The 15,242-nt window shown below is 44.2% G+C and carries 11 protein-coding genes; 4 read left to right on the forward strand and 7 right to left on the reverse strand.

Annotated elements, in window-relative coordinates; genetic code table 11:
* Nucleotides 1–116: 116 nt before the first annotated feature.
* The 4 genes from KFE98_18010 (at nt 117) to KFE98_18025 (ending at nt 6,475) form a co-directional block, all read left to right on the forward strand.
* Nucleotides 117–1,148, forward strand: a complete 1,032-nt coding sequence (locus KFE98_18010) for an SdiA-regulated domain-containing protein (protein ID UTW61886.1) — start codon at nt 117–119, stop codon at nt 1,146–1,148.
* Nucleotides 1,145–4,678 (forward strand): BamA/TamA family outer membrane protein, encoded by a 3,534-nt coding sequence (locus KFE98_18015; GenBank protein ID UTW61887.1) that lies wholly within the window; start codon nt 1,145–1,147, stop codon nt 4,676–4,678. The genes KFE98_18010 and KFE98_18015 overlap by 4 nt, the downstream gene beginning before the upstream one ends.
* Nucleotides 4,678–5,754, forward strand: coding sequence for a tyrosine-protein phosphatase (locus KFE98_18020; GenBank protein ID UTW61888.1), 1,077 nt, complete (start codon nt 4,678–4,680; stop codon nt 5,752–5,754). The genes KFE98_18015 and KFE98_18020 overlap by 1 nt, the downstream gene beginning before the upstream one ends.
* Before the next feature lie 64 nt (nt 5,755–5,818).
* The gene (locus KFE98_18025; protein ID UTW61889.1) at nt 5,819–6,475 is read left to right on the forward strand and encodes an HD domain-containing protein; all 657 of its coding nucleotides are present in this window, start codon (nt 5,819–5,821) and stop codon (nt 6,473–6,475) included.
* Here KFE98_18025 and KFE98_18030 read toward each other — a convergent pair.
* The 7 genes from KFE98_18030 to KFE98_18060 all read right to left on the reverse strand — a co-directional run bounded on the left by KFE98_18030 (nt 6,472) and on the right by KFE98_18060 (nt 15,177).
* Nucleotides 6,472–7,533: an adenylate/guanylate cyclase domain-containing protein gene (locus KFE98_18030; protein UTW61890.1), complete on the reverse strand. Its 1,062-nt coding sequence runs from the start codon at nt 7,531–7,533 to the stop codon at nt 6,472–6,474. The two genes, KFE98_18025 and KFE98_18030, sit on opposite strands and share 4 nt — an antisense overlap.
* A 108-nt stretch (nt 7,534–7,641) precedes the next feature.
* Entirely contained in the window at nt 7,642–9,954 is a 2,313-nt protein-coding gene (locus tag KFE98_18035) for a hypothetical protein (protein UTW61891.1), read from the reverse strand.
* Nucleotides 9,929–10,945, reverse strand: coding sequence for a hypothetical protein (locus tag KFE98_18040; protein ID UTW61892.1), 1,017 nt, complete (start codon nt 10,943–10,945; stop codon nt 9,929–9,931). The genes KFE98_18035 and KFE98_18040 overlap by 26 nt, the downstream gene beginning before the upstream one ends.
* Nucleotides 10,946–10,980: 35 nt before the next feature.
* Nucleotides 10,981–11,859 (reverse strand): hypothetical protein, encoded by an 879-nt coding sequence (locus tag KFE98_18045; protein ID UTW61893.1) that lies wholly within the window; start codon nt 11,857–11,859, stop codon nt 10,981–10,983.
* Between the two features lie 92 nt (nt 11,860–11,951).
* Nucleotides 11,952–12,863, reverse strand: a complete 912-nt coding sequence (locus KFE98_18050) for an AraC family transcriptional regulator (protein UTW61894.1) — start codon at nt 12,861–12,863, stop codon at nt 11,952–11,954.
* 111 nt (nt 12,864–12,974) lie between these two features.
* A complete protein-coding gene (locus KFE98_18055) occupies nt 12,975–14,306 on the reverse strand; it encodes a hypothetical protein (protein ID UTW61895.1) in 1,332 nt (443 codons plus the stop codon).
* A 52-nt stretch (nt 14,307–14,358) separates the two neighbouring features.
* Nucleotides 14,359–15,177, reverse strand: coding sequence for a helix-turn-helix domain-containing protein (locus KFE98_18060; protein UTW61896.1), 819 nt, complete (start codon nt 15,175–15,177; stop codon nt 14,359–14,361).
* Between the last annotated feature and the right edge of the window lie 65 nt (nt 15,178–15,242).

Raw genomic sequence — 15,242 nt, forward strand, 5'->3', positions numbered from 1 at the left:
TGCTGTTTTTTTGATAGTTTTTAAACTAATTTGGTGCAGGTACTCGTCTTTCAAGAATACTTTTGCGCTACAAATTAATGCACTTTCTTCTTTAAATACTCCTGCAGACTTTGAAATTGAAAAATAACAATTCCTATTCTATTGCTAATTGGGCCCTTTTTCTGGTTTGGTTTCCGGCTATTTTGATGGGAGCTTGTTCTACCCCTGCTCCGGCCGAAAATGAAGAGGAAAAGGTTAAACACGATACCGTTTACCTCGATACCAATAAGGTGGTTAAGGAACCCACGACACCACCACCTCCTCCTCCCAGAGAAACTACCCGAGCCGAAAAATATTATCTGATCACGGATAGTGCGAAATACATCTACGATCTATATACCTACGATGTCAAAATTCGCCTTCCATACGTACTCGAAACGGTAAGCGGGCTTACCTGGATTGGAGACAATCATGTAGCTATGGTGGAAGATGAAGGAGGCAAGGTTTATGAATATGATCTCCAGAAAAAGAAGATCACCCATAGTGTTGCTTTTAGTGCACCCGGAGACTTTGAAGGAATTGCCTGGACCGGAGAGCACTACTACGCTGTGAAGAGTAATGGGGACTTATACCGGCTTCCCAAAACCGAGGAAAGTCGCGTTAAGCCCAAGAAAACAGAAACTCCCCTATCTTCTCGCAACAACATTGAAGGGATCTGCTACGATGGAGATAAAAACAGATTGCTCATTATCACCAAGCAGACGGGTGATTTGAAAAAACAAAAGGTAAAAGGAAAAGCTGTGTTTGCCTTCAACCTGAAGAAGGAAAAATTCAAGCAAAAACCCGTACTAACGATTAATCAGGATAAGTTACTCGAGTTTTTTACGACACACCGGGATTTGGTTTATGATCCGGGAAGGGTAAAAATCAAACCTTCTGGTATTGCTATTCATCCGTTAAGCGGTCATTTCTACGTGTTGGCCTCTACGGGTAAAATCATGGTGGAAATGGATCGCAAAGGCGAAGTTGTTGCCACCTACCCTATTTCTCCCAATCTATTAATCCAACCTGAAGGAATATGCTTTGCTCCAAACGGTGACCTCTACATTGCCAGTGAAGGTCAAGGTGAACGAGGATACATTTTAAAATTCAAGGTCAAAGAAAAATGAGGAGATTAACATTCCTCCTTCTGCTTCTCCTGCCAACATTGCTTTTTGGGCAGGAAACCCGCCTTTTTTTTGTGGGCAACTTGGCAGTAGGTGATAGCAATACGACATCCACCTTAAATCATCTTCAACAGCAAATTCAACGAGCGGGTGAACAAGACATTCTTGTTTTTCTGGGAAACAACTACTTCTCCAATGACGAGTTGTACTCCCCCAACACCAATCCTCAATTACAACTCATTCGCGATTTTCCTGGAAGATCGGTAGTTCTTTCTGGCTACAATGATTGGGGCAAGGGTAAAAAGAAAGGTTGGGAACGCATTCTGGATCAGGAAAGCTACTTCAACCAAATGGTGGACACGCCTGCCATATTCCTCCCTCCTTCTGGCTGCGGTGATCCAGTAGAGATTCTGTTGAATCAGGAATTGGTTTTAATTGTGATCAACACGCAGTTTTTTCTGCATTCCTGGAATAAGCCCGGTGAAAAATACGGCTGTACAAGCGACAATGTAGAAATGGCTCTTGACAACCTGGCTGAGCTCGTGCGCAAGAATTCATCCAAAAGAATCATTGTTGCCGGCTATCATCCGATATTGAGTTACGGACGACATCGCAAAGGCATTGGAGTTCAAAACCTTTCGAATCCTCGCTATGCCTATTTCCGAAAAGAGCTTAATGACATTTTTGAATCCTCCGATCAACTGGTGTATGTATCAGCACATGATGATGGTCTACAATACCTCACCAATGGATTAAACCATCAAATTGTGGTAGGCGCCGGTTCTGATTTTGGCAAATTGGATTCAGGCGACTTGAGTGTGTTTCACGCTGCGGTTCCAGGATTTGCAGAAATAGAATTTAAAGGCAAACGTCCTACCAATCTAACTTTATGGGATGGCCTTGAAAACAAGTCCGTTTATCAAACCCAGCTGTACGAGCCTACGGTGCTGTATGATCCAGAGGAATTGGCATCAAGACCGGTATATAACGGCACCACCATGCTGCTGGCGGCCGATACTTCCCTGGCCAGTACAGGAACAACGGGCGAACGTCTCTTTTTAGGTAATGTCTACCGGTCGGAATGGAGCACCTTTATGGAGTTTCCAACCTTCGATTTAAAAACCGAGCATGGCGGACTGGAAGTCAAGAAAGTAGGTGGCGGTGGTCAAACCCGAACTTTACGATTGGAAGCTGCTAATGGCCGTCAATATGTACTGAGATCTTTGAAGAAATGGCCGGTAAAAGCTGTGCCCGATATTTTCAAACCCACTTTTGCCGCGCAGTTGGCTACTGACCAAATGTCGGACGCGCATCCTTATGGCGCTTTGGTGGTGCCCAGACTGGCGGATGCCGTTAAAATTCTACATACCAATCCTACCATTGTGGCACTTCCAGATGACCCTCTATTGGGAAAATACCGCAACGATTTCAAGGGACTTTTGGCTCTATATGAAGAACGGCCCAATGATGAAGCGGCTGGAGAGCCCCATTTCGGATCGGGAGAGGAAATCAAGAGTACCTTCGATGTGCTCGACAAATTGCGCAAAAACAACAACCACCGTATCGATGATAAGTTCTTGATCCGAAACCGCATGTTTGATATGTGGATGGGCGATTGGGATCGTCACGAAGATCAATGGAGATGGGTGGAAACGAAGAACAAAAAAGGTGGAGGAAACCTCTACCGCCCTATTCCACGTGATCGTGATCAAGTGTTCTTTACCACTCAAGGTCTTCTGCCCTGGTTGGTGGCCCGCAAAAGTGTATACCCCATCTTTCAAGGTTTTCACCACGAGGTAAAATGGGCGGATGCATTGAACTGGCAAGCCCGTTGGTTTGACCGTTCTTTTTTGAATCAACTGGAATGGAAAGATTGGGAAAAGCAAATCCATTACCTTCAGAAGCACTTAACGGATGAAGTGATCGATTCAGCCTTCGCCATTTGGCCGGATACCATCTATAACATGTCCGGTCCTGAGATCAAGTCTAAGCTGCAGTCCAGAAGAGCCAACATGGAAGAATATGGCCGGGAGTACTATGAGTTTTTGGCCAAAGAGGTAGATGTTATTGGTTCGGATGAAGCTGAGTTTTTTGAAGTCAACCGTATTGATAGCAAAAAGACCCGGGTTAAGGTATACAAGCTGTCCAAAAAGGGTAAGCACAAAAACGTAATCTACAAGCGTACCTTCCTAACTAAGGAGACCAAAGAAATCAGATTGTATGGACTTGGTGGAGACGATGTTTTTCACATTGAAGGAGAAGCCCGCAGAGGAATAAAGATTAGAGTGATTGGTGGAGCGGGAAAAGATTCAATCGTAGATGAATCTATCGTATATGGTTTGATTAAAAAGACCGTGGTGTATGATGAGAAAGAAGACACCAAACTGACTTCGGGCAGAGAAACGGCTAATCGCCTATCCAACGATCCGGGTGTAAATCGCTATGATCGCAAGGCCTATAAGGTAGATCGTACTATTCCCCTAATCTCGGTAAACTGGAACCGGGACGACGGAGTATTTATCGGTGGCGGTGCCATGATCATTAAGCAAGGATTTAGAAAATACCCTTACAAGGAAAAACACCGAATTGCAGGTAACCTTGCCTTTGCCACCGGAGCATTTAAGCTGCAATACAAAGGCGATTGGACCGACGTATTTGGCAAATGGGATGTAAATGCTGACCTCTTAATCAACCGACCCTATGGAGTGGCCAACTTCTTTGGAATGGGGAATGAATCCGTGTTTAACACCAATAAAGACGACGTTCCTGAAGGTTTTAGCCGCCCCATTGATTTCTACCGAATGCGATACGAGCTATTCGAATCTGAGGTAAACTTGAAGAGGAATATCGGCAAACGATTTGATTTCTTCATTGGTCCTCGTTCTGGAAGTTATCACATCATCCATCAAGATGATCGCTTTATTGCTCAACCGGGCAATGGACTGGATTCTACCCGCACCTTTGGTTATTATCACTACCTGGGCCTTGGTTCCCGAATAGAATTGGATACCCGGGATAATGCAGTTCTTCCTACCCGGGGTATTTCAGGCGAGGTTTCTTTCGATGGTTTTGGTGGCCTGAATGATAATTCGAAACCCTTTGCCCGAATGCACGCCGAGTTGGAATACATCTTCAGCGTAAAACTTCCGGCTATTCTATCCATTGCTAACCGGGTCGGTTATTCGGCTTCTTATGGCGATTATGAATTCTTCAACGGTGCTGTTCTGGGAAGACAATACATGCGAGGCCTTCGTAGAGGACGTTACTACGGTGACCAATTGTTCTTCCACAACCTGGATGTTCGTTTAAAAATTCTATCCTTCACTTCTATCATCGTTCCTGGTTCATTTGGTGTGCTTGGCTTTCATGATGTAGGACGAGTGTGGTATGAGCCCGAAACTTCCTACCGTTGGCACAACTCATACGGTGGTGGTGTTTGGCTATCGCCACTCAATGTTATCACCTTTACCCTCACCTATGCCCATACCGAGGATGAGGATCAGGTCATTATTAAAACCCGTTTTCATTTCTGATGACATCTCATAAAGCTGGATTAACCGGAATACTTGCCTCACTAATCCTTATTACTGCCGCTTGTGCTCCGTACAATCGCATAACTCCTTACCCCTATACGCTGCAACAACCCGCTATTCTGGCGGATAGTATGGCGGATATTCCTCCGGGCAACTGGAAAATCTATCCAGCCGATTCTCCCGATTTAAAAACCGTCAAATGGGAAAAGGAAATGATGGTTCCAATCCGGGTCGCCGAATATTCCACAAACGCTCGGCCCTACTACGTTTTGGTGGATCCCATGCAAAAGGACACGTTGGTGGTTTCCAATCGCTTGCAGCCGGTGGATAATGTTCTCAACTTTCGTGATTTGGGCGGAATAAGAACCGTTGATGGCAAACGGGTAAAATGGGGAAAGATTTATCGATCAGGACATCTTGGAGACTTAAAGTCCAAAGATTTTGGTCAATTGGAGGACTTACATATAACCCATGTGGTAGATCTCAGAACCACAGGAGAAATGGCCCATCATCCAGATCAATTACCAGCCGATAGCAGCATTGCCTGGGTTCCGGTTTCCGTTTCAGGCATCCTCTTTGCCGATATTGAGCAAGCCCGAACGGATATTCGCAAGCAGTCGGCGGAAGAGTTTGATGGCCATGGCCGTATGATTCAAATGATGGATACCATAACCGTTTCTGGTGGGGAAGATTTTAGAAAGGTATTTGACCTGTTACTCAGCGATAGCACCGATGCCCTACTCTACCATTGCACCGCTGGAAAAGACCGAACCGGGCTGATGACAACGCTTATCCTATCATCGCTCGGGGTGTCCGATTCGGTGATCATGCAAGACTACCTGCTTTCCAATTATTACCGCTACGACAAGATTGAACGCTTTACCCGACTTGGGGCACGGTTTTTGGGAATAGAGAATGAGTCGATACGATCCGTTCTTGAAGTAAGGCCAGAATACCTGCAAGCGTCCTACGCTCAAATTCAAAAAGAATACGGTTCTCTGGATCAATACCTTCGAAAAGCGGTCGGTTTGACAACGGAAGAGATAAACCGCTTAAAAGAGCGTTATCTCGAATAATTTTCAAGGACATACGATAATTCAACAATTAGCGTTACTTTGAACTTTTTACGGGGAAAATGGTTTGTTAAGAGCTATCCCATCTGAGAGGGCAGTAGAGATGGAAGTACAGGATTTACCACACATAATCGAATCGGCTGAGAAGCATGTCACCGAATTATTCAGGGAACAACTTCCTGAAGAAGCGGTTTATCATTCCTTGGAACACACTCAATTTGTAGTAGACAAGTCTCGGGAAATTGGACAGCATTCTGGGCTTACTGAAAGTGAACTTCAGCTGGTGGAGCTGGCTGCGTGGTTTCACGATGTCGGTTACCTAAAGCAAGCAAAGGGACACGAAGATTACAGCATTAAGATTGCTGTCCCCTATTTGCAGAATCAGGGATTGAACGAAGACCAGATTGAATTTGTAGTCCGTTGTATTGAAGCTACTCGTATGCCTCAACAGCCCAAAGACTTGGCTGGTCAAGTGATTTGTGATGCAGATCTGTCCCACTTCGGCATGGCGGGTATGTACGACAAAACGATGATTCTACTCAAAGAAATGCGTAACCTTTGCCTGCATGAGTTAGAAGATGGTCAATGGTTGCAAATGACGATTGATCTACTGGAGCATCATGAATACTTCACTCCTTACGCCCGGGAAAACTTTGAGGAACAAAAAAGGATTAATGAAAAACAGATCCGTCAGAAGTTATCCGAGATTACTCCTACCCACTAATGCCCGTTAGACCCTAATCGGTCAATTTCATACAGGTTAACATCATTCTCCTTACCCTTGAGGTGAATTTTTCCAACTGGTTTTACCGCAAATTCCTGATACGTTTCTATTCGCTGGTAAAAGGCTTCGGAGATTAGCACATGGCGCCCCAATTCACCAGTTTGATCCTGAATACGTGATGCTGTATTAATCGTATCGCCATGATACGCCAACTCTCGTTTAAGAGTACCTACTTCAGCAATGGTGACATCTCCTACATGGATTCCTGCTTTAAATTGTGGTACTACACCAAATTCACGACGGTAGAACCCGCTCCTGGCATCGATGGTGTCCAAAAACTTAAACAAAGCCCTACAAGATTCTGCTGAGCTGTTTTTAAGCTTGGTATCCCAGAACAAAATCACTCCATCGCCGATGTACTGATATACTTCTGAATGGTGATCATATACCACGGCCAGGTCGTGAAAACACTCCTGGATTAATAAACTGTATTTCTCATGTCCCAGTTGCTCGGCCAACTTAGTAGAAGATTTCATATCAATGAACATGATAATCCGTTCATCTACCTGAGGTTTATAAAATTTACCTTGAAGGAGCTTAAGCAAATTACCTCGCCCCAACATGCGATTGGTCACAATAGAAATACCCACGAAAGCATTGACTATCGAAGCATAAACCAAAGCCACTGGCACTATCCGCATCGAGTAAAACTCATGTATAGAAGTGGGTACGCCTGGTATATTGAAGAGTTGAGCAACATAGTAGACGGAAGTCATGGAAAATACACCCACGATCATTTGCACCGTGAGGAAAACCAAAATCATTTTGTGAAATCGTATTCTTCCGGCTAAATTCTGTTCAAATAGAATGTGGAAGCCTCCATAAATCATGGATTGACAGAACCAAAGGAGAAAGAAAATCCCCATACCGTCAATGGAATAGAGCAGCCCAAACTCATCTCGTCCATAACTTCCATAACGCAGCAGTTCCCAAAGCAGACCGGCAAAGAACCAGCCCAGCATGTAATCTCTAATAATTCTTTGGTATTCCTCTTTCAAAAGAGTAACTATTTAATACGCTCAAATCTGCGCCAAATATATTGACGAATGACGAGTTGGTTTATGTTAATCAATCCTAACATTGCAGGCAGGAGACCAAATTTCCTACTACTTCTCGTAGTACAAATCACGATAAGTCTGTAAATAACCGCATTCCTCAATAACCCTTGCATAGAACTCAGTATGCTGGTATTTACCAAGCAAAGATTCGAAGCCCTGGCGATTGTTCTTGTAGTTTTCGTAAAATTCGTCCTCCCCGTCTGTTGATGGAGTTTCTCCGAAAAAATAATCTCCTTGCTCACATTTGGCATACAAGTAATACAAAGTGGCTTGAAGTTCGTCCTTCTTTTTACCCTTTTTCATCTGCGAGGCCAGGTCAAGGGCTTTTTCATAATACTCTTGGGCAAAATACAATTCCCCTCCTCCATCGTCGCTCCAAGGTTCTTGATCGCCATAGTCGTTCCAATAGTAATAGCCTGAATAGAAGTCTTCATACACCATGTACCAGGCATTTCCATAAAAGGTCAGGTTGTAAAAAGTGTTGGCCAGGGTCATGGCGCTTTCGGCTCTCACATCGACTGACAGGGTTGAATCGTTGACCTGTTTTTGCAAATAGACCATAGAGTCTACAACGGTTTCTAAGTTTGAGGCTAATCCTCTGTATCGTTCATACTCACAATCATGGCAATCGTTGACCACAAACCCAAATGGGTTGGCCATTAATCCCCTATCGTCAACAGATTCGGTCCCTCCTTTTTCCATTTGATGAAGGTAGTACTGTGCCGAATCCAGATTACCGTCTACCACATGGACCCGAGCTTTGAGCAGGTATAAATCCGAAAGTGTGTAGGAGAAATGGTCGACCAGAAATTCATCCAGAGGACCATATTTTTCCAATTGCAGAAAATCGATTAAACCATCTAATGGCCAAGGGCCAGGATTGTGGTTCATGGAAAAATGGCTGTAGGGGTACACCGCTCTAACTAAGGCTTGTTTCACCGGATCACCATCTTTGGTATGATAGATCCGGTTTAGGTAGACCAACAGATATTCGTAGCCCTGTTCAATGTAATAATCACCCGATCTGGAGCTTAGGGTGTGAAGGTCTGAAACCAGTACTTCTTCAGGTACTTTTTCGCCCTTTTCGAGTACCCGGTACTTGAGCAATGTATTCAACACTTTTATTTGAGCCAATACCTGACCTGAACCTTCCATGGATTCGTATTTATCCTTGGCCATGGAAAGGTGTTTTTGAGCACCTTCTTCCTGACCCAATAAAAAATGGATGTAACCAGCGGCGTAGAGCCATTCAGCCTCGTGGACAGGATTCCAGGGCAAAACATCGCTTTCGATAAACTGTAACGCTTCTTTGAGGTATTCTTTATTGGCCCAAGAGAAGTAATCATACTCTTCCACCGTTTCTGTCGCCAAAACCTGTTCTTCTACCCGGTTCAAATCACGTCCGAGCAGATGCAGCATCTGATCCTCATTCCGGTTGTATTTCCAAATGGCTTGAGCAGAAGGCAATCCTTTGTCATAAAACCCTAAACCACGCATAAACCAGAGATCAGCTCTCTCCTTGTTGTTTTGGCAAAGAGCGAGGCATTGCTCCCAAGACTCTTGAGTTTCTATGTGATAATCTCTTTGGGCCTGCACTTGCCGCCCGGTTTGACTGGTAAAGACCCTTGAAAAATAGTAGGACGCCTTCACGTCGTTTTCCAATCTTCTATAGGCCCCTGCTTTTAAGGATAGGCTCCAGAAATACATCAAGTCCTGTTCGGCATCGTCACCAATCAACTCATCAAAAGCCTTAATACAGTTTTCATAATCCAATCTGTAGTGATTGAGGCGGATTACCTGATAAGCGTAACGTTTCTTTAGAAAGGTATTGTCGGTTTTTTGGTAGGCCTCTCTCCCCTTTTCACCAAGACGATCCATAATATCGAGGTCTCGATTATTTCCCATCCAGGGATCATATTCTTCGGCATGCGGTTCGCATTGTTTGGCATAAAGTAGATAGTGCAAAAAGGCTTCATCCCTGGTCTCAAGTAGTTTGGTCCAAGTGAGGTTCAATGGAGGCATCATGCTTCCCGACTGCATCATGGATAGAGCCTGCTCAACCATAGGTGTAGACGACTGGTAGATGATCTCCCGAAGTTCGTCCAAGTTCCAGTCTGCACCCATATAGTTTTGCCAGTCTTCGAGATTAATGGCATCCCGAGTATCGCTGTAGTAGTCCCGAATAAGTTCCGTTGAGAAATTGAAATCCGAATAGGCATTATCCGGCAATAACCATTCTGTACGAAAGAAGTCAAAATGCAGGTTTTCTTCCTCATAGTAGCCACAACCATGGCTAACTTGATAGGGAATTAAGATTGCCCCAATGAATAAGACGCTAATTAAGTATTTGCTCAATTTCATTCCAGGTTTCTTTACGGTTATTCAGATTTCTGCTTCTTAAATCGAACCAGGCTATTTCTATTGGCCCACTGGGCAGCATAGGTTCCCATTGTCGTGCCAATTTTATCAAGTCGCTATGGGAGCACTCTTCGAGGCGATAAACGTCGTATTTGTATTGAAAACGATCAAACAGAAAGGTGTCCCGTTTGAGCATGTATTTATTTCCTCCTTCGTTAGAAAATAAGCTTGTGTCCTGTAAAACTTCCCGGTCAAAATCACTAATCAACTCCTGACTTTTACCCGAGCGAAATCGCACCAACCAGGAAAACATCGGGAGTGACAGATCCATAGGTTTGGGATACTCGTCCAGCTTTCTTCGATACTTGCCGGCTTCCTCCACATTAAGAATTGAATTACGCTCTTTATAGTCGCTCAAATACCCCATGTTGTAAAGCATCAATTGACATCGATCTACCGGAGGCACTCCTCGATCTTCAAAATGCTTCAATTGATGCAACCTAACGGTAGAAATTAATTGACTGCCACTCTTTTCTTTGATCTTCCGCAGCAAGTTAAAATAGGCATCCCGGGTGCCATCCGTCCAATCGCAATCCAATAGTATTTCCGGCGATTGAATACCGAATCGATTGTTTAACTGATGAATCTTACCAGTCATGTTATCAGCTAATTCATCAATTTCTACAGAGCTTATTTTTATTAAGGATTGTTGAGTAATGTAGATGCTGGGAATCCAATTTTGAGCGGGTAATGTGTCAGCGGATTGTAGAACGGAAACGGGAATCAACCTCCCTCCTTTTTTAACTACATCAAAGTACCGGATGTATACCTTATTAACCGATTGATCGGCCAAAAAAGCCTGCTCTTCTTTCGAAAAATCAGCCTCAGATTTCCAATGATACATCGCCCATTCAACCGTCCGTTCAGGACCGCATGAAGCCATTAAAATACCCAGCAGTAATCCGGCTAAACTTGTGTAGAGAATCTTTTTCATGGTCCGTCTCCACAAAGTAAACCATTTCCGCTCAGCTATCGACGGATAAAGCGCTGCCTATGCACTGCTCCATCCTTTTGAGTAACCGCCAATACATAGCTACCAGCATGAAGTTCAGCAACCGATAAGCGATGCTGGGCACCTTCTAATACACCAGATTGCCATAATGAGCCGCGAATATCCAGAATTTGGAAAGATTGCCCCAATTGATCAGGGTCATTCCAGGAAATGAAATCTTCTGCCGGGTTTGGGCGCAGTTTAATGGAATAAGATGATTCATGAACAGCCATACCCGTTTGAATATTCTCTTGAAAATAGGCCTTTCCCCAGGTAGAAGGATCATCGATGGTGGCGGTTGGTGGCCAAAAATCATGGCGGTTGATGGTATTTGTAACGGCAAAGGCTATACCGATGGTATCGTTTTGGGAAAGGTCCAATCCAATCTTGGTAAAGGGGATTTCAATCTCTACCGTATCTGGATCTGGTGCGCTCATGGCCCAATTGCGTCTACCCCACCAATCGGACTGCTCTCTTTTGCAATTGCTGTAATCGGAATGGGCGCCCTGAAAATGACAATCGGTGGCTGATATGTGAAACCAATGGTCGTCGATTTGCCAGTTTTGGGTTCGGGAGTAATTCAGGTCGATAAATATCTCAGGAAAGTTTGGGTTGCTTTGATGTGTCAGGTTTCCCATAAATATGAAAAAGAGCGATGAATCATTACGTTGAAATCGAATTTGAATCAACTTTTGATTTCCGGTGGAAAAGATCATAGCTGAGTCATGATCACTCCATTCCTGTGAGGTGGTTTGCCCTTCAATAAAGGGCGTATCGTAGGTGGGGATGTAAATGCTGGACTGGGCTCTAATCAGCGTTGCAGGCAGCAATAGTGGCAAAAGGATTAGCAATCTCATAAGTAGGCGTTTGTTCGAATTACCGGATTTTTACGGATTCAAATTCAGCCAACATGATGAGCGGTTGAGATTCTGAGCAATCGGTGGTCAGCTCAGTTTAGAAGGCGGTATTTGTTGGGTGTCATACCCGTTTGGAGCTTAAACATCCGGCTGAAATAATGGGGATAGTTGAAGCCCAATTTGTACGATATTTCGCTTACCGTGTACTCACTTCCCAAGAGCAGGCTTTTCGCCCGATCAACTAAAGCTGTGTTGACATGATCCTTGAAGTTTTTTCCGGTTTCTTTCTTCAGTAAATCACTCAGGTAATTGGCCGACAAATGGATACGCTCTGAAAAATAGCTTACGGTGGGAATTCCCTTTTCTTCAATTTCACCAGATTCAAAATAAGCCTGAAGCAACTGGTTAAACTGAGACACCACCCCTTGATTGCTGGCAGTGCGGGTGTGAAACTGGCGTTCGTAGAATCGATTGCTGTAGTTGAGTATCATTTCAATGTTAGACACAATCAAATCCCGACTATGGGCATCAATATTTTGGCTGTATTCGTATTTTATTTTCTCCACACAGTCACCAAGAAGTTGTTGCTCCCGATCGGAAAGATGAAGTGCCTCGTAGGTATCGTATGAAAAGAAGGAATACGTATGAATTTTGCTTCCTAAGTGTGTTTTCCGAATAAGATCAGGGTGAAAAAACAACATCCAACCAGAGTTCAGCCCTTCATTCATCTCTTGGCTTGCTGCCATAACCTGGCCTGGTTCATAAAAGATCAGCACTCCCTCGCTAAAGTCGAAACTCTTGCGGCCATAAACCATTCCACAATCAGAATCTTTCAGAGCCACACAATACAAATCTACCGCTACACGCTGCCCTTCCATTTCCTTAGGAATCTTAATGTCAGAAACATTGACCACGCTTACCAAAGGATGTTCTGGAGGAGGACAATTGAGCCCTTCGAGCATTTGAGAGATGGAAGTTACCCGAATGATTTCATGGGAAGCCATAATCGCACAATTAGATTCTTAAAATTACAATTATCTGATTGTACAAAGTTGACTGGATTATTCCAAGCAGGAAAACACATTTCACCGTAAAAACAACACTTTTCCGATATACTATCGAAGAGTTACTTTCATTGGCCTTTGCGAGGATTTTGGGAATACGATCCAATATTGTCCTGACGAAAGCCCCGTAGGCACGGAAATCGGCATTTCCTCTTCCCTATTTCCAATGGCCTGAACACCTCCTGAAGCATCCATCCAATAGTACGTTCCGATTACCGATGAACTCAGGTTTACCAGGTTATTATGAGAGCATGGATTGGGGAATACTTTCGGTGACTCCTCATCTCTATCCATCAACTCCCAGGAGCCCAATTCAAAATCCCTTTTCAATAAAACATTCATGGGGCCAAAGGCAAACAAGGTTTGCCCGTTACTCTCCAATCTGTCCAGCCCTTGGGTTGTTTGATTACCGAAAAATTCCCGGGACCAGCTTTTTCCGCCATCTTCTGAACGAAAAATATGCCCATCCCGGGTGGAGAGGTAACCCCGTTCGTGGGAAGTAAAATGGATATCCGTAGCAGCGTCATTGCTGTCTACCAAAAAATCCAGAGAAAGGGAGTCCCACGAACTACCCCAGTTTTCGGTTTTGTACAGTATTTGTGGCCTCTGCCACGATGAAGGACCTAACGCATAAGCAGTACCCTGGGAGGTGTAATTTACCCGCTCTATAGCCGAGTTCATACCCAATTCGAGGGTGTCCCAACTTACGCCTCCATTGGTTGTTGTAAAAAGAATGCCTCGGTAGGCAAACGTTCCATCCCAGGCTCCTGCTATGCCATTTAAATGGTCCGAAAAGTCAATTTCATTTACCGACCAGTAGGATTGGTCATCAATCGAACTCCATTGAGCTCCTCCGTTATCGGTGTAATAATGCCCACCTCCACTGGCTACTACACCACGCTGAGTATCAAAAAAGTGTAAGGAACCCTCTCCCAAGCTCAACCTCATTCCCTTGGGGCCTATTGATGTCCAGTTTTTTCCTCCGTTCACGGTTTGGTACAGGTAACCAGAAAATTGTTGCGTTTGCACACCTCTTCCCCGTACGACCAAAAAACCATTGTTTGTATCCAAAAACTGAATGGCCAAAAAAGTGTAGTTCTGTAAGGGCAACTGAGGAGTAATCTTCTGCCAACTCTGCCCGCCATTGAGGGTACGGTAAATGTCAGTGCTTTGGGTAAACGTGGTTCCCACCAAGCTGAAACCCAATTGATCATCCGTAAAGCTTATTTTGTTGTGGTAAATGTTTTGAATGGAGCTAACATTCGTCCAGCTTTGAGCCTGAACAGGACCGGAAAGAACAATGGTTGTAATCAATAGAACCAAATACGCAGGTAGTAAACCGGTGTTCCTGGTATTCACTAAGTTGGATTCTTGATTTTTCATGGTATTCAGGTTTAGACTCAAAGGTCTCAATCATCTGAAAACCATGATGGTACTATTTCTGTTTCGAATGGTACTTTTTCCGATTTTGTTCTCTAAACTCACCGGGGGAGCAAGATGCCCATTTTTTAAACCAACGGGTAAAGTAGGCGTTATCCTTAAATTGTAACCCATAGGCAATTTCCTTGATGGACTGATCCGAATGCAACAGCAATCGTTTAGCTTCGAGCAGAAGTCTCCGAGCCATCAAAGTAACGGCGGGTTGTCCAAAATCCCTTTTTAGTTCTTGGTTGAGTTTATCGTCTGACACATGCAACTGCTCGCAGTAAAACGAAACCGGTTGACGCGACAGATAATGCTTTTCCAAAAGAACCTGGAAGTTTCTACTGGTACTGCTCAAATCCATCGACTGGGAATAGTCGTATAAGCGATGGCATTTGAGTAAAAGGATTTTGAGGTAGTGGTATATCAATTGGTTGAAGCCTACTCCCCTTTTTTCAACCTCCTGTTTGATTTGGTCTACCCATACCAAAAGATCGTCAAAGTCGTCCTTATTGGGTTTAATGATGGGTTGACGGCCGCTTTGCATGAAGGGAATCCGAGTCAAAAGCTGACCACCCTCCTCCTGGTTTTGAATAAATTCAGGCGCAAATTTGAGTACCCATCCCGTAGTTTCGGGGGTTCTTCGGATGTAGTGAATTTGACCGGGAGAAAGAAAATGAAAGTGCCCAGGAACGATTTGCCATTCCTGAAAATCGATCATGTGTAAGCCCGATCCGGTGAGAAACAAAAAGAGTTCATAATAGCCATGCCGATGCGGAGCTATGGGATTATAGCCCGTATTAGCAGCCAATCGTTCCAGTTTGAAGGGCATTCCCTCCAACGGATTGGTCGCTAACTGAAATTCTGGAATTGCATTCAGTTTGTCGCGCAAAATCG

This window comes from bacterium SCSIO 12741 (genome assembly GCA_024398055.1).
Taxonomy (GTDB): domain Bacteria; phylum Bacteroidota; class Bacteroidia; order Flavobacteriales_G; family Salibacteraceae; genus SCSIO-12741.

Excerpts from the sequence above, each read along its gene's own strand:
- KFE98_18045 (UTW61893.1), bottom strand. The coding sequence starts at position 11,859 with ATGAGATTGCTAATCCTTTTGCCACTATTGCTGCCTGCAACGCTGATT.
- KFE98_18020 (UTW61888.1), top strand. The coding sequence starts at position 4,678 with ATGACATCTCATAAAGCTGGATTAACCGGAATACTTGCCTCACTAATC.
- KFE98_18040 (UTW61892.1), bottom strand. The coding sequence starts at position 10,945 with ATGAAAAAGATTCTCTACACAAGTTTAGCCGGATTACTGCTGGGTATT.
- KFE98_18035 (UTW61891.1), bottom strand. The coding sequence starts at position 9,954 with ATGAAATTGAGCAAATACTTAATTAGCGTCTTATTCATTGGGGCAATC.
- KFE98_18050 (UTW61894.1), bottom strand. The coding sequence starts at position 12,863 with ATGGCTTCCCATGAAATCATTCGGGTAACTTCCATCTCTCAAATGCTC.
- KFE98_18015 (UTW61887.1), top strand. The coding sequence starts at position 1,145 with ATGAGGAGATTAACATTCCTCCTTCTGCTTCTCCTGCCAACATTGCTT.
- KFE98_18060 (UTW61896.1), bottom strand. The coding sequence starts at position 15,177 with ATGCCCTTCAAACTGGAACGATTGGCTGCTAATACGGGCTATAATCCC.
- KFE98_18055 (UTW61895.1), bottom strand. The coding sequence starts at position 14,306 with ATGAAAAATCAAGAATCCAACTTAGTGAATACCAGGAACACCGGTTTA.